We start from the raw sequence: 22,692 nt of genomic DNA, 5'->3' as shown, positions 1-22,692 counted from the left end.
CCGACTTATGTCATACATATACAGTCCATTAACAAGAATGCGTTTATGAGAATATTACTCTCTCTTTTCATGGTGCTCAGCCTGGCAGGCTGTAGTACAAACACCTGGTGGCCTGACACAAACAGTCAGACAAACTGCGAGAACGGAAACAAGTGGAAACCTGACGGCCATATCAATACCACTCACATAGTTGCCACCATTGCCGGCGTCCCCGGATACAGCGCAGAAAGCTATGCGCTCTACTCCCAGGTGCCCGATGCCCAATGGTTCCGGTTTTCTGCCCCTGCGGTTTCTGTCTGGGCGACGTTAATCCCCTGGGAGTGGGACTACCGCTATGACGTCAATGCCATCCTCCACTCACTGCATGGGGGTGACAAAGAACAGATAACGGTCAGGCGATCACGGTTGGTTAATGAAATTAATGGCTACGCCCGGCTGGATCGCCGGGAAAACGACTGGAAAGTCGGGTTCCTCATCCATGCATTAGGCGACAGCTATGCGCATGTCTACCAGAGAAACCCTCAGGACGATCAACAGGCTTATGGTCCTGCCATCGGGCATGTTGTTAGCCGGGGACTCTATTCCGCCGACTCCATTCAGGAAAACATGGATAACTACCTCGCCTATATTCATGCACTTTACAACGCGCTGGATACCGGCAATGGCAACCTGAACGCACTCTACCATTTCAAACACAGTGTCGATTATTGGCGAACCAAAGATGATGTTTATATTGCAGGCAACATCGCGAACTTTAATGCCAGCGACAGCCCTCCAGTCCATTACTGCGAACATCCGGTTTGGGCCAGTGAAGTAACGAAACCGGAAGTCAGCCTGTTTTTGAAAGAACTCAAGCACAAACTACATGAAGACGTATAAACCATGGATCTGACCAACAAAACCATACTCATCGTAGGCGCCTCTTCCGGAATCGGAAAGCAGGTGGCACGGCTGTTAAGCCTGAGAAATAACAACATTGTCGTACTTGCCCGCAGGGAACCCCTGCTGACATCACTGGCTGAAGAGATCACCCGCAATGGCAGCCAGTGCCTGCCTATAGCTGCTGACGCTCTGTCTGCAGAAGCGATGGAAGACGCCGTAGATTTGACCGTCAAGACCTTCGGCACCCTAGACGCTGCACTCATCAATGTCGGTGACGGGCCGTCATTCGATATGGCAACGACGGCTGCAGAGCCGGTGCTCCATAACATGGCGATTAACTACAACACGCTCGTCTATAGCCTGTTACCTGTTATTGCGGTCATGAAGCAACAGAAACGGGGTTTGATTGCCCATACCAATTCACTGGCCGGCTTCCTCGGCCTGCCAAGGCAAGGGCCTTACTCTGCAGCCAAGGCCGCCGGCAGGATTCTAATGGATACCTGTCGTATTGAACTTGCCCCGTGGAATATCAGGTTCCTGTCGCTTTATCCCGGGTTCGTTGCCACTGAGCGTGTATCAGATGATGGTATCCCTGCCCCGTTTGAAATTTCTGAAACAACAGCCGCTAAACACATGGTGTATGCCATGGAAAAAGAAAAACGTGATTACCTGTTCCCCTTTTCACTTCGGTGGCTGATTCGACTGGCGCGCATACTACCGAAACCTGTCGTTGCCGGCATCACGAAAAAAATGATGAACGATTAGCATCAACCGCAGTCTATCGGGAAGCGATGCCTGAGCGCAAACTATGCTCAAATCAGGCGGTCAATGAGGCTTGTTTCATGCAGCAATGCTATGAAGATTTGTGGCAAACCACATTGGAAAACCCTTTTCCCGATGTGAATACCCACGCCTATCTCATTCATCATGATAACGGCAATATCCTGGTTTATAACACCAGTAATACTGACGACATCCAGGCGATGGGGGAACTCGGCGGCGTCAGGTTGCAGTGCCTCAGCCATCGCCATGAAGCCGGTGACTCCCTGCAGTTGATCAACGAGGCCTATCATCCCCGCTTATGTATCGACCGGCTCGAAGCCCCCTATATCTCTCAACGGGATGTCAGCCTGACGCTTTCAGGCATCACAACCCTGGCTTCAGGCTTTGTTGCTATTCCGACCCCGGGCCATACAGAAGGCGGTTTTTCTTACCTCTATCGCTCCCCCACCGGCTTGACGTATTTATTTACTGGCGACACATTCTTCCTGTCAGATGCGCAATGGTCGACCTATGTCATGGTTGATCAGGGCGGCTGTTCATCTCGTCTTGCTCACAGCTTGATGAAACTGCGTGAACTGCAACCGGATGTCGTGTTATGCAGCGCTTCGGTTGGAGAAATGGCTATCGGTGAAGTCAGCCGGGATGAGTGGACTCATGCTATAGATGACACGATCCATAGCCTTCGTGAATCCACAGGTTCAGAAATACCATAATGGTCTCTATAAAGGTCGTTACCGAAGTGATAAAGACGAGGGCATTAAACAGTACAGCCGGATAATCACTTGAGCCTTAAACATACGGTTGCTTGATAGGGTTATTGCCAGAGGGGTAGACGTGAGCCCTGGCAAATACCATGATTATTCAGTAATCAGAAAATCTCATATCTGGTACCATAGCCATCCAGTACTCGCATTATATCCTCTTTACAGCGATTCACCGCCAGCATTGACTGACATATTTACCCAGTAAGACTTAACCATTCTCCACAAGATTTCGATCAGGCGCTGCTATAGCGAATAGGTGGCAGCCTGACAATATGCAGATTCTTCCCTCCCCAGATATCCTGCACATCCTGACATAACCGGCTGATATGCATAGAAGCGTTATCAATCACGATGATGCATGGCTTGTCGCAATATGTCTGTTCAATAAAATCATCGCAAGCTGCAATGACTCCATCACTGGTCATCTGTCCCGCTATGGCAGAGTAAGGCAACTCACAGCTTCGGTTCAGGAAACCCTGTACATTCATCCGCCGATAAGGGAGGCTAGACAATAGGCAGCGTTTCACCAGTCCCCTACCCCGTATAAAAGCAATTGCGGATCAGCCTGAATCAGGGTTCATCAAAAAATGCAAGAATACTTACTGCCCCTGTGATTCTGCATCAAAAAACCTCAAAAAGCGTCTATTTGCTCAACCGACGGCATCATTCATACGTCAAATTCAGTTTTCAGCGTGCCCATCGCCGTTCGCGATGAGAAGCTCCTACCTGTTTCCGGATCCAGCCTTGCATTGAAGGCTTTTATCTGACGGGATTCTTCTTTACCAGCTCTACCAACCTTTCACATCAATCGGTACCAGTATGCAAGGGCGACCGAGCCAGTAGGGTTAAAGGAAACCGGGAATTCCTTCCAACGCCCAAACCAATAACCAGCTACAGACAGTATTCCTGTCAACGGTGCAAGTACGGCGAATATCGTTAGCCGCAAAATCTTCGAGACTATTCAGAATGACATCGATCCTTCTGCTGCGGTGTTTCGGATGGCTTCTGTACAGTTATCAAGGTTTGCTCTTACAACACCTGGGGCAGACTGAATGGATTGCATCCTAGCCTGAACTTCCTGATAAGAGGCAGGTCATAGCTTATACCAGCAAGGGGTGCCTTGGCGCATACATTCATTGCGACAATGGATGATGATTTATGACTGGGTACTTAAAGCATAGGCACCAATCAAGAGAATGAATCAGATTAGCGGCAAAATGTTTTTGGAGTACAGATCATGGAAGCATCCAGACCAATAGCAAGTGGAGCATCAGTATCGCAACGTAGACCTTCTCAAGATTCAGGTGCAGCAGGCCCATCGTCAGTATTCCCCTCATCCGCAGGAGCCACACCCAAGCGAGGGCTGTTTACAAGAAGAGCCGACAAAATAGTCGATCCCCTTGTTGAGCAATACAACCTGACGGCAAGTTCAAGCACTGATGAACAGGCACTCCGGGTGTTTGATGAAGAAATGCTCAACCCTTCAGAGCTTGCTGCTACAGTTCAAAGTAGACTGGACACTTTAGAAGAAAAAAATAAAGTCGCAGTAACACGTGTCTCATTATTCAGAGAGGCGGCATTGCGTACTCAGCTTATCCACCTTAAGAAGATAGGAGGACAGAAATTTACTGACCAGGAACTCACTGACACGTTTAATGATATTGATTTTTTGTTACTTAGAGCTGCATCATGTGATTTAAGCACTGCGCCGACACTTGAATCCTGCAAAAAAATAGAATCAGAATTAAGCGACTGTTTTCATCAATACAAAGATGAGACGGAAGAGCGGTTATCTGTTTTTGAATATCATTTACTTCACCATAAAGTCGATAGCCTTTTGGGTGAGCGTGAAAAGAATAATCCGGATTTTGAAAAATACTCAAACAGGCAAAAGGAATTCAATCACCTTTTGACAAGCGAAAAACTCGGAGCTTTTGAAAAGCAACAGTTAGCTTATAGTTATACAACTCATCTTGTTTATTCTGCCCATGTGGATGCACAATATTTTTATCCGTATATGCTCAGGGGTACTCTAACTAGAGAGGATAACAAAAACAGAAGAAAAATATTCAATTCATTCATGGATCAGATAAGCTTACTGACAAACAACAATGTTCATTATTTATTTGAACATGCTATGTTAGAAAGAACTCATCAGACTATGATTGCTGCAGCATGGGGTGGTGTGAATAATGAAAAACGAGAGACATTGCTCTTGCCCTTTGCCCTGCAACTGCATGAAAAAAGCATAACAGAAACCAAAAAACAAAAGGCATTTATAAATCTGATTATTCGGTATATTAACACCGGAAATTTTGAAGGGTTTGATCAGATTGTTGAATCAGCATCAGAATATACCATATTGAGTTTTTTCATCAGAATTAGTCAAGATCTCGATTTGTCAGCGAATCCTTTTTATAGACGGCGTCCCTATGATAAAAATCCAGAGCGAGCGATGGAATGCTTGCGAGAATTGTACCCCTGCGATGAAAAAACCTTACATGAAGTAGATGTCTTACATGATGAAATATTTCAAAAAGCAAGACATGACAACCCATTACTAGAGGTAATCGCTACCCAAAGGGCCATTTTCTATTTTGCTAATGGTTATAAGGATAAAGCTGAACGGATGAAAAATTATTCCAAGGTCGACGAATCTGTTTTGCAGGCACTGTCAGATATTGCCAAAAATGAGGAGGAGACAGCAATTAGACGCTTGGAAGCGCTGCCAAAAAATAAAATAAGACTATCCATCTTTAGTTCTCTGCTTGGTTTTCTCTATGAACGTAAAGCTGACAGGATAACGGATAAAGAAAAAGAAAAAGAAGAAGCGCTGCGTACCGCGGCAAGTTATCTTTCTACCAAAGCGAATACATATAAAGAGCTAAAGCGCTCTATGGCAAGAATTCAGGAAAAACTAGGTCAGTATTCTACAGCTCATCAAAGTTTAACGTCGTTTTACGATTATATCTGTTCACAGGGGGTTGGTGATACCGATCCCCTGATTATACAGGTTCAGGCATGGATGCAGGACCTGGCGGATCAACAGCCGACACCTGGCCAAGATGTTCAGCTTGAAGCTGAAACCCAACAATCCTATGGAAAAGGGAAAGCGAGAAAGCGCAAACGTGGTGGTAAGAAAGCCCCATCAGGGCATAAACAAAAAGCTACGGCTCCAAAAATGCCTGTAGCGCCGGAGTCATTACCCGAGCCCAAGGTTGAAACGGTATTGATGCCAAAAATGGAGCAGATGCTTACCCGGCAGTCCGAACCAACGCCGGAAGCGAGCGCCTTTTCTGTACCGTCAATGTTTGAGGAGAGTGATGTCGAAGGTGTAATGACGAAAACCAAGGAGGAGCGCGTCAAACTGCACCGTATGATCAGTCAGCTTTACTATTTCAAGAGTAATTATGAGGAAGTCATTCAAGCTCTTGATACTTTTTTAGCGACACAGACCAATTCAGTGCTGAAAGCGAATAATAACCAATGGAAAGCCTGGGTATTGCGCATGCAGGCTTACGATTATTATTCACTTAGAAAACTGGCAAAGGAACAGAACAAACCCGTCAGAATAATAAAATCTGAACTTCGGGCTAAAGCGTTGGCCATCCTGGAAAATACCGTCAAGGACCTTGCTAAAGAAGGCTGGCAGGTTACTCACCTACCGGATGATTGGCTTGATAATCCAGAAGAAAAACTATTGTCTTCTGATAATCTGGATGTGCTGTTGAAGGAGGGTGCCAAACGGTTTCGTGTACAACTGGCTTCAGTACTATCCTCAATAGGCCATCTTTATGATGATGATTGGTATGATTCGGAAGATTATAAGAAACGAAAAGACACGATTAAGCCTGAAGATCGACACCATGAGGTGGCAAAACGTTGCTACCAATGTGCCGACAATATCAATCCGGAAAGAAAACATCCCACAAAACCGGCAAAGGGACAACGGTTGTAGTTTCTTGCGTTGCGTTAAAGCGGGCTGTCACTACACGCTATTGCTATCAGGCGCTTGATGTAGACAAAAGAACGTTTGCCGCAAATTAACACGTAATCTCGGACTTGATGATTACAGCCCTCAGGTAGCGAAACAAAAAAGAAGAGATAGAAAGAGAAGTACCTGCATGACAAAAAAACAGGTGAGTAGCAGAAACAGATCATCGCCAATATGCTGTCTCCTGCCGAATCACCGGTAAACATTCATTGCTGCATGAAAATAGAGCTACCCGAAGTTCCATTCTATTTTCTTTGTGTTCGTAATGCTTATTTTGAACTGATGGGTCGCAGTATGGTCAAATGTCAGATGTTGTTTTCAGCATTGGGAGGGCTGATGACCGTTACCTTGAAGACACGTTCAGACCATCTCGTTCCCACCATGCCCAAACCATAGAATCTTAACCAGGTCACACAATTGGACAATCAGGAACTCCAGCAACTCGCCATTCAGCTCTCCTGCCCCAGCGGAGAAGAGGGCATGGCAATTGCCGGGAAGATGAACGAAACCAATGCGTTTATCACTGAACGCAGTCTTGAGGCTCTTGCGCCAACCGCGGGGGAACGCATTGTTGAAATCGGCCCCGGTAATGGCCTGCTTTCACGGCCACTCATTAGCGCCCTGGAAAAAAACGGTGAATATATTGCACTTGAACCCTCAGTCGAAATGGTGGAACAGGCCCTGAACAACCTTTCGGGCCTGGGGGCCAGCCCTGTCACGATTTTCACCGACGACAGTTTTTCCGCACCGGTTAGTGAGCATTCGGTTGACGGTGTGATGGCCGTCAATGTGCTCTACTTCATCGACGATCTGGATGCCTTGTTCAGGAAGATCGCCAGCTGGCTCAAACCCGGTGGCCGCGCTGTTTTCGGCGTTCGCTCTGACCAATGCCTAAAAGCCATTCCCTATACCCGTTACGGTTTCCATATCCGTTCCCTGGATGAAATAAAGGCCTCTCTGCTGGCCAGCGGTTTCCAGCAGGTTGATTCCAGCTATTACGATGAAGGCATGCAACTGTTTGATGAACTGGAAATTCCCATCGACGCCTTGATCATTAAAGCAATCATGTAATAATCCGCGATTGTGTCACCCTGAAACCGTCAGCACAGGACTTGCCTGGCGAGACCTGCAGCAGGAAATACTGCAATGCATCACAACAAGAACATCAGGAGTTGCATGTCGGATTCTTACCATCTCGCCCAGATCAACATCGCCACTGCCAGGGCGCCGCTGGACACCCCGGTCATGCAAGGATTTGTTGACCAGCTCGACGCCATCAATGCACTGGCGGATAACAGTCCCGGGTTTGTCTGGCGCCTGCAAACCGACGACGGTGACGCTACAGCACTGCAGGTCTTTGATGATGAGCGCATTATCGTCAATATCTCGGTCTGGGAATCACTCAATGCCCTGAAGCGCTATGTTTATTCCGGTGATCACCTCACCGTCCTGAAAAACAAAAAAAGCTGGTTTGAAAAGATGGCCGGCCCCACGCTGGCACTGTGGTGGATTCCCAAAGGACACATACCGTCCATTACCTCAGCCAAAGACGCCCTGGAAACCCTGCAAACAAAAGGCGCCTCTCCCGCGGCTTTCACATTTGCCCAACCGTTTCCTGCTCCTGATACCGAATATGCCTGAAAAGGCTTCGCGCCTCCCGGGTCATTGATGCCTGGGAAAACGACGCTCAAACAATGTTAAGGAGTATGCAATGACGTTGGACACCTGGCTCTACTACACACTGGCCGTCCTGGTCCTGACCGCTTCCCCGGGGCCCAGCGTCCTGTTATGCCTGACCACCTCGGTAACCGGCGGTTTCAAATCCGCCATTCATACGGCATTGGGCAGCCTGACCGCCATCGCAGGGATTATGACGCTTTCGTTCACCGGTCTTGGCATACTCGTCGCCACATCGGAGCTGGCGTTCAATACCATCAAGTGGATCGGTGCGGCCTACCTGATTTACCTGGGCATCAAGGCGTTTACCTCATCGCAGGAAAATTACGACATCAACGCCGATGAGGCCCCCGGTGCCCGACGCTCCCCCAAAAGCCTTTTCCTGAGTGGTTTTATCGTCGGCGCCAGCAATCCCAAGGCGATTGTCTTTTTCACAGCGCTGTTTCCTCAATTCATTGCGACATCTGAACCACTGGTTTCGCAATACCTGGTGTTTGTCATCACCTTTGCAGTACTCGAACTGTCCTGGTTGTTGCTGTATGCCTGGCTGGGTGCAAAGTCGTCCCGCTGGCTGATGCAGGCTGGCAGGGCCCGTTTCTTCAACAAAATTACCGGCGGTGTGTTTGTCAGCGCCGGTCTCATCCTGTCCAGTACACGGGCATCCGCCTGATCGTTCCCAAGAGGTAGAATAATGAACGATTTCACCGAGTTTGGTCGCAATATCCTGAAAACCCAACCCTTCAGCCGGTTCCTGGAAACCGAACTGGACGCACTCGGTCCGGGCACCGTTACCCTCTCCCTGAACGTCCAGGATCACTTCAAACAGCAGCACGGTTTCGTACACGGCGGCGTACTGAGTTACCTGGCAGACAATGCCCTGACTTTTGCCGGCGGATCATTGCTGATGAACTGCGTCACATCAGAATACAAGATCAATTACCTCCGCCCCGCTACTGGCTCCAAACTGATCGCGAAAGCGAAGGTCATCTCCTCCGGTAAACGACAGGCTGTTTGCCAATGTGAGATCTTTGCACAGAAGGACGATAAGGAGCACCTGGTCGCTATCGCACAGGGCACCATTACCAAGATAGAACCGAAAGGCTAGATCCCGGAAAAAAACACATGCCATTGTGGAAAAGACAACGGCTGGCTGGCGTACAGCCTTTGTGAAAGTGCCTTACGATTATGAAGCGGCAAGTCAGGCAGCCACGGCTCGCGGGCGTGCCGATTAGGCCTTTGCATTGACAACCGGAAGAGCCACCTGATTTGATCAAACAGAACCCTTCAGGCAGACAGCACCATCACCATGAAGATCAGGGAAGCAAACCGCAACGATTTCGACGCCATCTGGCCGATTTTCCATGAAGTGGTACAGGCGGGTGATACCTACGCCTACCCAACCGATACCAACCGGGAACAGGCTTTCAAACTCTGGATGGAAGTCCCCAGGCAAACCTATGTCGTGGAAGAGCATGGCGTTATCCTCGGCACCTATTACATCAAGACCAACCAGGCCGGTCCCGGCGACCATGTCTGCAATTGCGGCTACATGGTGTCGTCTGCCGCCCGCGGTCGCGGCCTGGCAACGACCATGTGCGAACATTCCCTGACCGTCGCCCGGGAAATGGGCTATAAAGCCATGCAATATAATTTTGTGGCATCCACCAATACCGGCGCCGTCCGGCTGTGGCAGAAGCTCGGGTTTGAAACCGTGGGTTGCCTGCCCAGGGCTTTCAACCACCCCACAGAGGGTTACGTTGATGCACTCGTCATGTATAAATGGTTGTAACGCGCCTTTACCCGGGAGACTCCGCGATGAACATTCTGATGGTGCTCACTTCTCATGACCAGCTTGGCGACACCGGTGCCAAACCCGGCTTCCTCCGGAGCAGTAGCCAGGGCGGTACTGGATAAGATCAGATAAAAACCGTCCACTCATCAGAAAGGGAGGAATATCCCCCCTTTAGACTAAAGTCTGCACTCCCCCCCAAAAAGCCTGCAACTTCCTGCAAAACCAATGTTCTAATGCCTTAAGTTACTCAATTAACCGAGACAGCAAAGGCAATGACATGCAGGACTGCATGCAATGAGAAATACAATTAACTGATGACATTTAACGAGCGCCTCTCACTATCACTGTACAGCTGGTCACTGACAACCGGTTGCCGGGCCAGCCTATGTCGATGTCTTTTTGCCCTTGGCAGAATCTGTTGCCTGCTTCAAAGCAAGGAAAGATGCAGGCAACTGCTGATCCAGCATCCCGAGTACCAGAAGCACTCGCCAGCTCAGCGCCCCATCAATACACGACAAACAACACTCATCAAGCCAGCTACACCAGCTACACCAGCTACCCCAGCTACCCCAGCTACCCCAGCTACCCCAGCTACCAACCAGAGTCAGCCAAACTCCGGTACAGAATCAATAAGTCTGCTCCACACAAAGCCCGATGACTGGAGTGCGACGTTATGGCACATTTACCAGGAAAGACACACCAGAAACAGGCCTGACCCTTTTGAGGATCTCATAACAAACCAGGAGAAAACTCAATGCTGGAGCTGGCAATGGTTTCCCGTAGAGTTCAGGGAAGATATCAGTGATCACAGGAAGCAATGTGCTTTTAAGACCATCAACGAGTTCATCACCTACTACCAGTCAGATATCCTGATGTGTACATTCCTGAAGTTGGCTGAACTGGCAGTGCACTATCCAATGAATAAAGCTATAGATGAAAAAGTATTAACCAAGTCACTGCTTATTAGCCTGTTTGCGGCCAAACATTGCAACGACGAGCAGGGTATGCAACGCCTGTACACACTTATCCACATCCAAAACACCAAAGATTACCAACACTATCGACCCAAAAGACACTTCGACAACTATCTGGATGATGTCAACACCTGGCTAAAAGAACAAAATTGTCCACCGCTTTCCATGCCTACCCTCCCAATTGATCTTCAGCAACCAGCCAGATCTCCCTCCTGACATTGCCCGCTAAATTGCCCTTGTTAACCCTGATTGATAATTCGTTACGGCTCCCGGGGAAATTCATGCAATAAAACGACTGACGCCATGAACTTTGGCCTCACAAGGTTATCTAACATTGAGTTCAAATTAACTAACAGTCAGGTTTCAACGCGTGCTACCACAATCCCCCGTCCCTCTTGAGCAGCCAACTGGTAGCGCCTTAACGATGACTGACCCTCCCCCTGTTGATGTCGGCGCAGCTGTACAACCATCAGACCTCCCTGACAACGTAGACAGTAATACTGACACATTCTGCCGGAAGGTACGGCGCGTGTGCTGGAAACTGGTCATGTATCTGAAATTCTGCGGTTTTGCCTTCGCTATGCTCTGCAAAAAGCTCTGCCAGCGATCAATCTGTTGCAGGAAGCCCCGCGAGGAGCCTGTCGCTCCTGCTTCACCCGAGCTGCCTCAGGAAGCGTTAATTCCCTCGGGGATAGCACACCCTGAATTTGACGCGGAAAGGCACTATGCAAGGCAGCTTCCTGCAGGCACGAAACCCATGACGGTCAGGGGAAAAAATTACATAAGAGGAAACAAAAGTACGAAAGTCCCTCGTGCGGAAACACTGTATACACTCAGCAAAACCTTTTTATTCAAATCCAGATACAAGGAAAAGTTCAACAACATCCTTGAAACACAACGTGCTACATTCCGGTCATTATTAGATGAAAATGGATCCAATATATTTATCCAGTATATTCTTCCCCCTTATCAAGACTCACCGTATTACCGCTCTTTTGTTGCCTGTTTTTCAAACGAGCGTAGTTTCAGAGATTTAAAAGACCACTATGCATCAGCGGCTATCAATGAAAATACGGAAAATGACGACCTGTTCAGCAAACAGCAATGTGCTGAAGTGCTCTATGATTTCGTGATGCACTATGACAAGGACGCCAGGGATAAACGACTAAAAACCTTTGCTTACGTACCGGCTTACCAGCGGGAAACCAGCAATACAACAAGAGTGTATGCTTTTGGCATCAACCGTTTTTCAAGACCCCTGTTCAGTGCCTGCGGCGTAACCCGGCAAGACTACTTCTGTGGCAGCGACAATCAGTACCTGGAAGTGCTCATGGATGTTTCAACCGCCATACCGGGGCGCTCGCGTATGTATGATCCAAGCCGGTATGTTGCTACTCTGCTGAGTGACGCACCATACTGCAACGTTCAATTGAGCTGGATTCTTGAAGTAGATAAATCCGAAATTCCCCTCTGTGGGATAGAAATGGAAAATATTCCCCTCCGCGGTGAGGATGACTTTATTGATCTGGATGCAGCAGATGCTGAACCGGCGACAGCCACGGAAGACGAACCCGCTCCACCAGGCAACCAGGATCAGCAAGCCCCCCTTATGACACAGATAAAGGATGCTGTCGGGTTAGGATTTTGGGCTGTTTACCGCAGAATCCTCAACCTGTGACGGGCGCGTCCTCTTCAGGCATTTCCCTTTCGGGCTCATCGACATCCGCAGTCATTTCAGTCTGTTGAGGCTCAGGCAACACTCTTTTTTTCTCAATATCCAGTTTTCTGGCTTTGCTCAGGTCAGGGGTTTTGAGCCTGACTGCAGCGGCAACCCGCTCTGGTAATTGCCTGGGCTGCTCATCCCCCTGCGGTTTACCTTCAATGACAAAATTCAAACCCACTTCATCCATATCCGTTGACATGTCCATAACCTGTTGAGCAATGCTACCAATGAAGCCACTACTTGCATCCAAACAAATTTCCAGGCATTTATCTTCAACCCTATAGAATTGATTGAGTTTACGAGCGGTAATAGCTGGAACCTTTGCCCTACTCAGGGGAACAGTGAGTAACCATGATGCACCTGGCTTAGCCGCCATTTTGGGTATGACCTTAAAGCGATTGTTTCTAAATTCATCTCCCTCGTCTCCCTCTGCTTTAAACGGCTCCCATAAGTTGCCAAAAGGTGTGCCTCTCAACGCCTGAATCTCTTCACAGGAAGCAGAGAAGGTGATAGACAATGTATAATAAGCTGCCCGATAGAGAGAAAAACTGACGACAAACAATTCACGCTGCTCTTTATCAGCAACATTTCGCCGAGCCTCATCCTTAAATATCTGAGCCGTCAGACTTTGCTCATACTCCGTGACAAAATAAACCGGATTATCACCTGTATAAAACAGCTGAACACCTTCAAGCTTGAAAACAGGGGATGCCGACGGTATTTTTGGCTCTTTTCTTGATTCATCATAATCATCACCACGAACCATCACCGGTCCCATCTGATCATCCCAGTATTGTTGCGGGTACAAGTGTTTCAAACGCGCAGGCTCCCTTGGTAGAAGGCGCCTTCGCCTGCGTCGAGGCGGCGTTGATGTTGAGGGCTGTTCATCCCCTGATACAGGTGCTTCTCCATCAGGTAGGTCAGGTTCATCAGGCGCTTGCTTTCGAGTAATCCAATTCCACCATCCCTTTAGTCGGCCAACAGCGCGCGTCCCCAGGCCAGGCATAGGTTCGAAAAACACTGCTTCCTGCTCGGATTCATCGTCTTCAGTATATTCATATTCACTTTCTGAGCCCTCCAGACTTTCGGCATCTGAGCCTTGCATATAGAGTTGATCGGCAGGCACAGGCTCAATCGATCGACAACTAAGCACACAGAAAATGACCAAGCCAAGGACACAGTTATAGACTGTCACGATTGCGTTAACGAAACAGTCTATGCAGCTATCAATAACCTTGACGAAACGTTGAAAACAGCTTTTGGGTTGATCACCAGTTATTAACTGTGACCTGGCCGACACAAAACTGTCTGTGTCGCTCCCCGGACTGCCCGGAGGTGAGGCCATAAGGTTTCCCGTTAAACATTAACTTTTAGTATCAGGCGTTTTAGACAACAAATCCCTCCATTCGTTTACCCCCATTACAATGTTGTTATGGCTAAAAATGGGTAGTGCAGGGTTTCAATGTAAAACCGGTCTAACACATTGACACAGCAACCCAATAACCTTGTCACAGACAGGGGATAACCCCACGCGCCCCTTTTTGATAGACTGTGATATTTTGCAGTAACCGACCCACATCACACCGGTCGGCAGGCATTACAGGTTTGACTTCGGTACAGGGAAACCATGCGTAACGATTACACAGCGGAATCCATTGAGGTTCTGAGCGGGCTTGACCCGGTGCGCAAGCGCCCGGGCATGTATACGGACACCACCCGGCCCAACCACCTCGCCCAGGAAGTGATCGACAACAGTGTCGATGAAGCGCTGGCGGGGCACGCCAGTGAGATTACCGTGATCCTGCATCCGGACCAGTCGCTGGAAGTGACCGACAACGGCCGCGGCATGCCGGTGGATATCCACCCGTTGCACCAGGTGTCCGGCGTGGAACTGATCCTCACCCGCCTGCATGCCGGCGGCAAGTTCTCCAACAAGAACTACCAGTTCTCCGGCGGCCTGCACGGTGTGGGCGTCTCTGTTGTGAACGCGCTGTCCACGCAGCTCGACATCACCATCCGCCGCGGCGGGCAGGTGTACACCATCGGCTTTGCCGACGGCCACAAGCGCACCGAGCTGGAAATCATCGACACCTGCGGCAAGCGCAACACCGGCACCACGGTTCGCTTCTGGCCGGACGCCGGGTATTTTGATTCCCCCAAATTCTCCGTCAGCAAGCTCAAGCATGTACTGCGCGCCAAGGCGGTGCTCTGCCCCGGCCTGAAGGTGGAATTCAAGGACCTGATCGCCGGTGACGCCACCACCTGGCACTACGAAGACGGCCTGGTCGATTACCTGAAGGCCGCCTGCGAAGGTTACGAACTGCTGCCCCTGCACCCGTTCACCGGTAACCTGACCGGCGAAACCGAAGCCGTGGACTGGGCCGTGGTCTGGCTGCCGGAAGGCGGTGAACTGACCACCGAATCCTACGTCAACCTGATTCCCACCGCCCAGGGCGGCACCCACGTCAACGGCCTGCGCACCGGCCTGCTGGAAGCGATGCGGGAATTCTGCGAATACCGCAGCCTGCTGCCCCGGGGCGTGAAGCTCTCGCCGGACGACATCTGGGAACGGTGCAGCTACGTGCTCTCCGCCAAGCTGGCCGACCCGCAGTTCTCTGGCCAGACCAAGGAACGCCTCTCCTCCCGGGAATGCGCTGCATTTGTGTCCGGCGCGGTGAAGGACGCCTTCAGCCTCTGGCTGAACCAGCACACCGACCTGGCCGAACTGCTGGCGGAACTGTGCATCAGCAACGCCCAGCGCCGGATGCGCAAAGCGAAGAAAGTGGCACGGAAGAAAGTCACCCAGGGCCCGGCATTGCCCGGCAAGCTGGCGGACTGTTCCAGCCAGGATGTTTCCCGTACCGAACTGTTCCTGGTGGAAGGGGACTCGGCGGGCGGCTCCGCCAAGCAGGCCCGCGACCGGGAATACCAGGCCATCATGCCCCTGCGCGGCAAGATCCTGAACACCTGGGAAGTGGATTCCAGCGAAGTGCTCTCCTCCCAGGAAATACACGACATTTCTGTGGCACTGGGCGTTGACCCGGGTTCCGACGACATCAGCGGCCTGCGCTATGGCAAGATCTGCATCCTCGCCGATGCGGACTCTGACGGCCTGCATATTGCCACCCTGCTCTGCGCGTTGTTCCTGCAGCATTTCCGTCCGCTGGTCGACAAGGGCCATATCTACGTGGCCATGCCGCCGCTGTACCGGATCGATATTGGCAAGGAAGTGTTTTACGCGCTGGATGATGCGGAAAAGGAAGGGGTGCTGGAGCGCCTGAAGGCCGAGAAGAAACGGGGCAAGATCAACGTGCAGCGCTTCAAGGGTCTGGGCGAGATGAATCCGCTGCAGCTGCGTGAGACCACTATGTCGCAGGACACACGTCGCCTGGTGCAGCTGACCAACGAGGATATGTTCATGACCCGGCAGATCATGGATATGATGCTGGCTAAGAAAAGGGCGTCGGATCGGAAGTCATGGCTGGAGACTAAGGGTAACCTGGTGGAGATCGCCTGATTTTTCGGATAAACCATAAACGGGAGCATTTTTTGAACCCGGGGTTTATCCATTAATCATGCAGTACCGCTCTCTAAGCTTTGAAAGAGAGCGGTCTAAACCTTTTCCCCCTCTTTCTTCTGCCACATGCTTCACTTTGCAGAATACACGCTTACAGAATCCAAAACGGAACTATGACGATAAAACAGAATCAAAAGGCGCAGAGAAATGCATTGTATAACTGGGGAATACTAAACTCATACGGTCATCCCTGAAGCAAACCTGTTTCTCTGAGAGTAAGATTGGAAGTCTGTTTAAATCAGACAGTCAGGAGCCATGAGCCAGCTAACATGGAAATTAAAAGGTTTCAGATAACCAATGTCGGTCGCTTCCCTGCCATTGACGTGCCATTGGCTCCTACCGGGGAGCATACCTCGAACATAACCGTTTTACTGGGTAATAATGGCGCCGGAAAAACCTCTCTCCTGAAAAGCCTGGCGACATCCCTCAGCTGGCTTGTCGCACGCATTCGCAGTGAGAAAGGCAATGGTAGCCCCATTCAGGAAGACATCATCAAAAATGGGACAAACTGGGCTTCCATTGACCTGGAACTGATGGATGACTGCGGTCAAAAGATCTCCCCCAATGGGGATGAAGCAGAGGCCTTGTTTCACTGGTCGTTAGTGAAAGCACGGAAAGGCAAAAAAGCGAATGGTTCTACACAGCTGACTGACGTTTCAAGGCTGGCTGATCACTACAGAACCCTTCTGTCACAGGATGATAAAACCGCACTGCCTCTCATAGCGTTTTATCCTGTAGAACGTGTGGTTCTTGATATACCACTGCAAGTTCGCACAAAGCACACGTTCACACAGCTTGATGGCTATGATAATTCACTGAATCAAGGTGTCGATTTCAGGCGGTTCTTTGAATGGTTTCGGGAAAGGGAAGATGTCGAGAATGAGTCAGGCATTCCCCAGGAGGTTTATGACAGGTTGCTACAGTCGTTAGATAATGACAGCAATGACCCCTTTTGGGAAAAACTTGCCAAATTCCAGGCGTCAGCCAGGGATCGTCAGCTGACGGCTGTCAGAACCGCAATCAGTGAATTTATGCCCGGCTTTTCCGGGCTGCGTATCAAACGTAAGCCCCGATTACACATGGCCATCGACAAAGAGGGCGAAACACTGAACGTGGCGCAACTGTCACAGGGTGAAAAATCCCTGATGGCACTGGTGGGTGACATTGCCCGTCGCCTTGCCATGATGAACCCTAGTTTAACCAACCCTTTGACCGGCGATGGTATCATCCTGATCGATGAAGTCGATCTTCATCTTCATCCTAAATGGCAGTCATCGCTGCTTGAGCGCCTGACAAAGACCTTTCCAAATTGTCAGTTTGTTGTAACCACGCATTCGCCGCTGGTCATCAATAGCGTGCAGAACGTGCTCTGTTATGCACTTGACGACAATGGTCTTAAAACAATGGAAAGCCTCTACGGACTGGATGCGAACCAGACACTGGCACAAGGCATGGACAGCGCCTATCGTAATGAAGCTGTGCAAAAACAGCTTGATGATTTGCTTGATGCTGTTCAGGACGGTGACCTGGGAAAGGCCAAACAACAGTTTGAATCCTTGAAGCAGGTTTTGCCAAAAAGCAACATTGAGCTGACAAAAGCTGACCTGTTAATCAGAAAGCTGGAATTACGTCGTGAGAAAAATCGTTAAGGGTCAGGAGCCGGAACGATTCACCCGATGGAAGCGCCGCAACCAGGGAAAAAACTATAGCGACCTGGATCAAGATGTACGGGCTGCAATCAAGAACGCCAATATACAAGAACAATATGGTCTTTGCGCCTATTGTTGTGATCGTATTGATACCAGCAACAGCATGAATGAGCATGTTGAGGCCAGGGATCGAAATCCTGGTCGTCAGCTTGACTTCACAAACATGGTGGCGTCCTGCACCAGGCCACATCAGTGTGATAACGCCCATGGCTCACAAGCATTGCCTCTCACCCCATTGATGGATGAATGTGAAACAGAGTTGCGCTTTTATATGTCTGGCCGGGTAACAGGAACGACTGACCGGGCGAGGGAGAGTATCAGGGTACTTGCCCTGGATGATAACAGGGCACTTAAAGACAAACGAAGGAATATAGTAGAAGCCTTGATGTTTGAGTTTTACGGCCCTGCCGATCAGGAACTCGAACCTTATTTAGCGCAACTACTCATACATGACCTGCAACTGGAAGAGGCGGGACTTCTCAGGCCCTTCAGCCCGGTTTTGGTCAACATTTTAACAAACTGTGCGCTTGTGGTGCGTTGAGGCCTGGTCATTCGTTTCTCTGTCCGCAGGCCTGCCGTTCTTGCAAGAACACCGAACAACGAAAAAAAAAACGGAACTCCGGGCTGATCGGATGCAGGGACCGGCTCAGTCTGGAGGTTATATGCCCGCCAAACGTGATTTCTGGTTCTCGCACATAGTGGCTTGGCGCAAGAGCGGTTTGTCGCAGGCCGATTACGCCCGTAAACATAGTCTCTCTATCAAGGCCTTTGGTTACTACCGGCGTCTGGAAAAAGGGCAGTTCAACTGGCCGGATGCGGGTTATCCTGACCGGCCGACAGGGAGGATGCATAAAAAAAATATTGATCAAATAATCTCTCAGACCATGATCCTCCTTGTTGTGAAAAAACATAACTGACAGGTCAATCGCTCGTACAATGGGTGCCGGGTGGGGTTCCCCAAGCGTTTACTGATTGAAAGTGATTCAGGGAGGAATTATTCGTAATAACCATTGTCTACGTAATCGGTTAAAACTGAAAATCGATTGCTGCCGGGAGTCAGACAGAATAAGCCGGTAGTTATTGAGAAACGCAATATGGTACACCCACTCTTTCCCAAAACAATCCCTCAGGCCAGCCCATCAGCTTCCAGCCCGGATAACGGGGGTGAAGCGATTATCGTGAAGGTCGAAAGCGTCACACATACCCGAACCCTGAAGCAGCATAAATGGGATAACAAGGCACCACTTTGGCTGCAAGGTAACGAAGTGAAACAGGAAGAGTCGGCGCCTAGACCTTTGACCTATTGGAAGCACACCCGTGTGCCGCGATGGGTCAGAGGCAGGATAAACGACGAGATCAAGAACTACAAAACACTGAACGATGACAAGAGGGCCGAATACCTTGATCAGCGTATGGAAGAGAAGTTCTGTGACGGGTCTGAGGAGCCGGACCTGAAAGGACAGAGAGGCGTGATTGCCGCCTGTGATATCCATCCGTGGAGATTAATGGGGCATTATGCCGGTAGACTCAAGACAGATAGACAGTATGAGGAGGGTGCCATGGCGCTGGGTGCTCCCCGGCATGTGATTGACTGTTATTCCATCAATCTACCCGGGGGAATATTCCTGTCAGGGTATGATTGTGGCAATATCACAACCCTTATCAACGCCAACACAGCCTATAAAGAGCAGTCCCCGAAACAACCGACCTCGAAACAACCGACCTCGAAACGACAGCCTAACCTGACGTTCATTGAACACTGGGATTCGGGGCGATGGCTGGTGCTGGTCGTTTCAATCGCTGAGATCAAACAAGGGGAGACGCTGTGGCTTGATTACGGTAAAAAGTATTGGGAAATGTCGCGCCAGGAATACGATTTGTCCGAGGACGATGCAGGCGTTGGCAAAAATAATCCTGAGAAGAGCCAAAGTCCTGATACTAGCCACTCGCCTGAAGTGGTACAGAAAAAAGAAAAAACCCATACGTGCGATCAGTGTCAAGCCGCCTTTGCTCTTAAAGCCTACCTGAGCCTGCACAAACGACGCTGCCACAGCAGCGAGAAGCCCTTTAAGTGCAATCAGTGTCCAGCCGCCTTTGCTCTTAAAGCCGACCTAACCCAGCACCAACACTGCCACAGCAGCGAAAAGCCCTTTAAGTGCAATCGGTGCAAAGCCGTCTTTACCGCGAAAAATAGCCTGACCCGGCACCAACGCACACACACCGGCGATAAACCCTATAAGTGTGAGCTGTGTCACCTATCCTTTCGTTATGATCACAGCCTGACCCGGCATCAAGGCAAGGCGCACGGCATAAAGAACTATCGGTGCAAGTATTGCGACGCCACCTTTGCCATGAACCGCGACCTGACCTGGCATCAAGGCAAGGCGCACGGCATAAAGAACTATCGGTGCAAGTGCTGTGGCGAAGCCTTTGCCATAAGAGACTCCCTGACCTGGCATCAAGGCAGGGTGCACGGCATAAATACCTATAATTGCGATAAGTGTGACAAAATCTTTTTCCGTAAATTCCACCTGACCCGGCACCAATTCTGCCACCGCGGCGATAAGTTCTATAAGTGCGATCTGTGTCCCCTCTCCTTTAATAATAATACCAGCCTGACCCTTCATAGAGGCTCCGAGCACAACATAAAGAACTATCGGTGCAAGCTCTGTGACGCCACCTTTGCCCTGAACAAAGGCCTGACCCAGCATCAAGGCAAGGCGCACGGCATAAATAAATATACGTGCAATATGTGTGGCGACGCCTTTGCCCGGAGTGACTACCTGGCCCGGCATCAAGGCAAGGCGCACGGTGTAAATCTCAAGAAGTGCGCTCAGTGTGACAAAACCTTTGCCCGTATAGACAACCTGAACCGGCACCAACGCACCCACACCAAAGAAAAGCCCAACCAGAAAAAACAGAAAAACAGAACACAGGGCAGAAAATGACATCCGTCATCTTGATTCTTTTCCCTTCAGTACCCCTCTCCCATCCCTGGCCATTCAGACCCAGCGTTTTCATGCGCTGCGCCAAAAAGCCTTGCCCCGGAAATTCCCGACAAATGATACCCATTGTGCTGTCTAACGACCGTCATAAGCATGGCAATCTGGACGCCAGCGCAAGGAAGAATTACGAGCCATATCACCGCGTGCCGGTGCGTTTTCACCGGACACCGCCTGGCGTTGGCTTCGTGATGAAATCTTCCCGTTCCGGGAAGGAAGGTCACTGGATGAAGCCTGTGAAGCCGAGTTTCGCGATGCCGGTCTGTGGTCGTTTTCCACTGATGCCTGCATCAGTGACCTCTCCTGCCACCATACCAGTGGCGGCGGTGATACCAGGCCCGGATACGACATCATCCTGTTCACCAAGGGTGTCAATGGCGTAAAAGCTGAGGCGCAAACATACCTGAAACAGCGGGATCATAAGGGTTTGGTGCGACCGCTGCAGGAAAATCCGAGACTTTGTTGTTTTGGATCAAATCGACAGTCAGGAAGACATCATCATAAGCAACCTTCCGGTTATGCTAGGGAGCATCCTATGGGTTTTTACTGAAAATGGGTGAGTTCAGGCTTGATGGGACAGTGGGCTATCTCTCAGGGTGTGTCTGTAAGATCAGGTTTTAGCGACTAACGCTGGAGCAACGGCTGGTCATCCCACGGCAGTGCCCCCGGCTTTTTTTCAGGTATTCAGTCGTCGGTCAATCTAGCCACTTGAGTAGCAAGGTGTCAGGTGTGCTTGCCTGGTTGTTAACACTTAAATTGATACTTTTTACACACAGCCATTCAAAAGAAATACACTATTGAGGAGCGGGTTCCGGGGAATCCAGCTCATTCTGAGTTGCACACAGTCGCTGTGGAAAGTTAACCCGGCTGATGATAACTCTTCAGGACGTATGAATATGGATATTTCCAACGTAGAAAAGTCGCTTAAAGCCTGTAGCCTGGCAGACCATGATGAGCCTGAACAAGTAAAGGCTTATGAGAAAACAGTATCTGAAACAGAGGGGAAGGCAACACAAGGCGGGATTAATAAAGATGTTTTATCGTATATGGACTGGAAAGATTTATATCGTCATACAGCAACAATTTTAACGCCTCGCTTAAAATTAACACATCCTCAACTAACAGATGAGGAGTGCGCATTAGTAAAACGTCTGAATGCAGAATTATCATCAAAAAAAAGTCACTGGACCGTACTGGATATACCGGAAAACACACCCGACGACATCATTAAAAGTCTTCTGACGATAACGTTACAAGGAGGAGATTTTTTTACCCGAATCTGGTTTTTAAGAGAAGCTAATCAATGTATAGGCATGCTCCAGACGTCGAAAATTGATGATCACGGGTTATCGGAAATTGACAGACACATTTCCCAGCCTTTTTGTAGAAGGGGTTATGGTACAGAAGCATTGGAGGGTGTTTTTAGCCTTTATGCGTCTTTCTCAAAACAAACACTGCTAATGCCGTCCTTGCCTGAACATAAAGAAAGAATCATGCCCCCATTGAAGATAATCTCCCGTTTTTATCTTGGACAAGTGTATGCAGATAAACTGGAAAGAGAGGTTCAGGAAGTGACAGAAGATACTCGGCACTTTTCAAGCCAATATATTTCTCAATTTCCAGATCAAATCCGTACGATAATAGAAGCGGCTACAAGACCCTTAGGAAAACATCATAGAACTGGTGCAACTCACTACCGGGGTTTAAGGTCGTATGCTTCAACCCAGCCAGCAGTTCTTTCTTTGAGAAAATGTCATTTCAAAAAACAGGGTGATGACAAGTGGGTTAAATATTGCTCCTAACTGTATACACCTA

At 49.5% G+C, this 22,692-nt stretch carries 20 protein-coding genes; 18 read left to right on the top strand and 2 right to left on the bottom strand.

The features are described from left to right. The first annotated feature begins 45 nt into the window (after positions 1–45). The 3 genes from AC27K1_RS21230 (at position 46) to AC27K1_RS21220 (ending at position 2,378) form a co-directional block, all read left to right on the top strand. Positions 46–879, top strand: coding sequence for a hypothetical protein (locus AC27K1_RS21230; RefSeq protein WP_487152794.1), 834 nt, complete (start codon positions 46–48; stop codon positions 877–879). Positions 880–882: 3 nt separating this feature from the next. Next, complete coding sequence (locus AC27K1_RS21225; protein ID WP_487152793.1) at positions 883–1,647, top strand: SDR family NAD(P)-dependent oxidoreductase; 765 nt, start codon at positions 883–885, stop codon at positions 1,645–1,647. Positions 1,648–1,724: 77 nt separating this feature from the next. Next, positions 1,725–2,378 carry an MBL fold metallo-hydrolase gene (locus AC27K1_RS21220; protein WP_487152792.1) on the top strand — a complete coding sequence of 218 codons (654 nt, stop codon included), beginning with the start codon at positions 1,725–1,727 and terminating at the stop codon, positions 2,376–2,378. A 284-nt stretch (positions 2,379–2,662) separates the two neighbouring features. Here AC27K1_RS21220 and AC27K1_RS21215 read toward each other — a convergent pair whose 3' ends face one another. Further along, positions 2,663–2,854: a hypothetical protein gene (locus AC27K1_RS21215; RefSeq protein ID WP_487152791.1), complete on the bottom strand. Its 192-nt coding sequence runs from the start codon at positions 2,852–2,854 to the stop codon at positions 2,663–2,665. Positions 2,855–3,666: 812 nt separating this feature from the next. On the opposite strand from AC27K1_RS21215, the gene AC27K1_RS21210 reads away from it, so the two are divergent. The 8 genes from AC27K1_RS21210 to AC27K1_RS21175 all read left to right on the top strand — a co-directional run bounded on the left by AC27K1_RS21210 (position 3,667) and on the right by AC27K1_RS21175 (position 12,544). Then, a complete protein-coding gene (locus AC27K1_RS21210; RefSeq protein ID WP_487152790.1) occupies positions 3,667–6,387 on the top strand; it encodes a tetratricopeptide repeat protein in 2,721 nt (906 codons plus the stop codon). Positions 6,388–6,840: 453 nt separating this feature from the next. Next, positions 6,841–7,494 carry a class I SAM-dependent methyltransferase gene (locus AC27K1_RS21205; protein WP_487152789.1) on the top strand — a complete coding sequence of 218 codons (654 nt, stop codon included), beginning with the start codon at positions 6,841–6,843 and terminating at the stop codon, positions 7,492–7,494. Between the two features lie 105 nt (positions 7,495–7,599). After that, complete coding sequence (locus AC27K1_RS21200; RefSeq protein WP_487152788.1) at positions 7,600–8,064, top strand: DUF3291 domain-containing protein; 465 nt, start codon at positions 7,600–7,602, stop codon at positions 8,062–8,064. Positions 8,065–8,134: 70 nt separating this feature from the next. Continuing rightward, positions 8,135–8,770 carry a LysE family translocator gene (locus tag AC27K1_RS21195; RefSeq protein WP_487152787.1) on the top strand — a complete coding sequence of 212 codons (636 nt, stop codon included), beginning with the start codon at positions 8,135–8,137 and terminating at the stop codon, positions 8,768–8,770. 21 nt (positions 8,771–8,791) lie between these two features. Next, positions 8,792–9,205 (top strand): PaaI family thioesterase, encoded by a 414-nt coding sequence (locus AC27K1_RS21190; RefSeq protein ID WP_487152786.1) that lies wholly within the window; start codon positions 8,792–8,794, stop codon positions 9,203–9,205. A 201-nt stretch (positions 9,206–9,406) separates the two neighbouring features. Further along, the gene (locus AC27K1_RS21185; protein ID WP_487152785.1) at positions 9,407–9,889 is read left to right on the top strand and encodes a GNAT family N-acetyltransferase; all 483 of its coding nucleotides are present in this window, start codon (positions 9,407–9,409) and stop codon (positions 9,887–9,889) included. A 317-nt stretch (positions 9,890–10,206) separates the two neighbouring features. Further along, positions 10,207–11,082 (top strand): hypothetical protein, encoded by an 876-nt coding sequence (locus tag AC27K1_RS21180; RefSeq protein ID WP_487152784.1) that lies wholly within the window; start codon positions 10,207–10,209, stop codon positions 11,080–11,082. A gap of 331 nt (positions 11,083–11,413) precedes the next feature. Beyond that, the gene (locus AC27K1_RS21175; protein WP_487152783.1) at positions 11,414–12,544 is read left to right on the top strand and encodes an EDR2 domain-containing protein; all 1,131 of its coding nucleotides are present in this window, start codon (positions 11,414–11,416) and stop codon (positions 12,542–12,544) included. On the opposite strand, the gene AC27K1_RS21170 is transcribed toward AC27K1_RS21175, so the two are convergent. Further along, positions 12,534–13,934, bottom strand: a complete 1,401-nt coding sequence (locus tag AC27K1_RS21170; RefSeq protein WP_487152782.1) for an EDR2 domain-containing protein — start codon at positions 13,932–13,934, stop codon at positions 12,534–12,536. The two genes, AC27K1_RS21175 and AC27K1_RS21170, sit on opposite strands and share 11 nt — an antisense overlap. Before the next feature lie 282 nt (positions 13,935–14,216). Here AC27K1_RS21170 and parE point away from each other — a divergent pair, with 282 nt between their 5' ends. The 7 genes from parE to AC27K1_RS21135 all read left to right on the top strand — a co-directional run bounded on the left by parE (position 14,217) and on the right by AC27K1_RS21135 (position 22,679). Beyond that, entirely contained in the window at positions 14,217–16,106 is a 1,890-nt protein-coding gene (gene parE, locus AC27K1_RS21165; RefSeq protein WP_487152781.1) for a DNA topoisomerase IV subunit B, read from the top strand. Between the two features lie 329 nt (positions 16,107–16,435). Further along, positions 16,436–17,815 (top strand): AAA family ATPase, encoded by a 1,380-nt coding sequence (locus AC27K1_RS21160; protein ID WP_487152780.1) that lies wholly within the window; start codon positions 16,436–16,438, stop codon positions 17,813–17,815. Further along, positions 17,799–18,416 (top strand): retron system putative HNH endonuclease, encoded by a 618-nt coding sequence (locus AC27K1_RS21155; RefSeq protein ID WP_487152779.1) that lies wholly within the window; start codon positions 17,799–17,801, stop codon positions 18,414–18,416. The genes AC27K1_RS21160 and AC27K1_RS21155 overlap by 17 nt, the downstream gene beginning before the upstream one ends. A 121-nt stretch (positions 18,417–18,537) precedes the next feature. Next, positions 18,538–18,792: an IS66 family insertion sequence element accessory protein TnpA gene (gene tnpA / locus AC27K1_RS21150; protein ID WP_487152778.1), complete on the top strand. Its 255-nt coding sequence runs from the start codon at positions 18,538–18,540 to the stop codon at positions 18,790–18,792. A 177-nt stretch (positions 18,793–18,969) separates the two neighbouring features. Beyond that, entirely contained in the window at positions 18,970–20,823 is a 1,854-nt protein-coding gene (locus tag AC27K1_RS21145; RefSeq protein ID WP_487152777.1) for a C2H2-type zinc finger protein, read from the top strand. Positions 20,824–21,013: 190 nt separating this feature from the next. Then, positions 21,014–21,427, top strand: a complete 414-nt coding sequence (locus tag AC27K1_RS21140) for a pyruvate formate lyase family protein (RefSeq protein ID WP_487152801.1) — start codon at positions 21,014–21,016, stop codon at positions 21,425–21,427. Between the two features lie 346 nt (positions 21,428–21,773). Then, positions 21,774–22,679, top strand: coding sequence for a GNAT family N-acetyltransferase (locus tag AC27K1_RS21135; RefSeq protein ID WP_487152776.1), 906 nt, complete (start codon positions 21,774–21,776; stop codon positions 22,677–22,679). Positions 22,680–22,692 lie beyond the last annotated feature (13 nt).

It is taken from the genome of Kistimonas ophiarachnellae (genome assembly GCF_057552235.1).
This window is presented reverse-complemented; position numbering and strand designations above follow the sequence as displayed.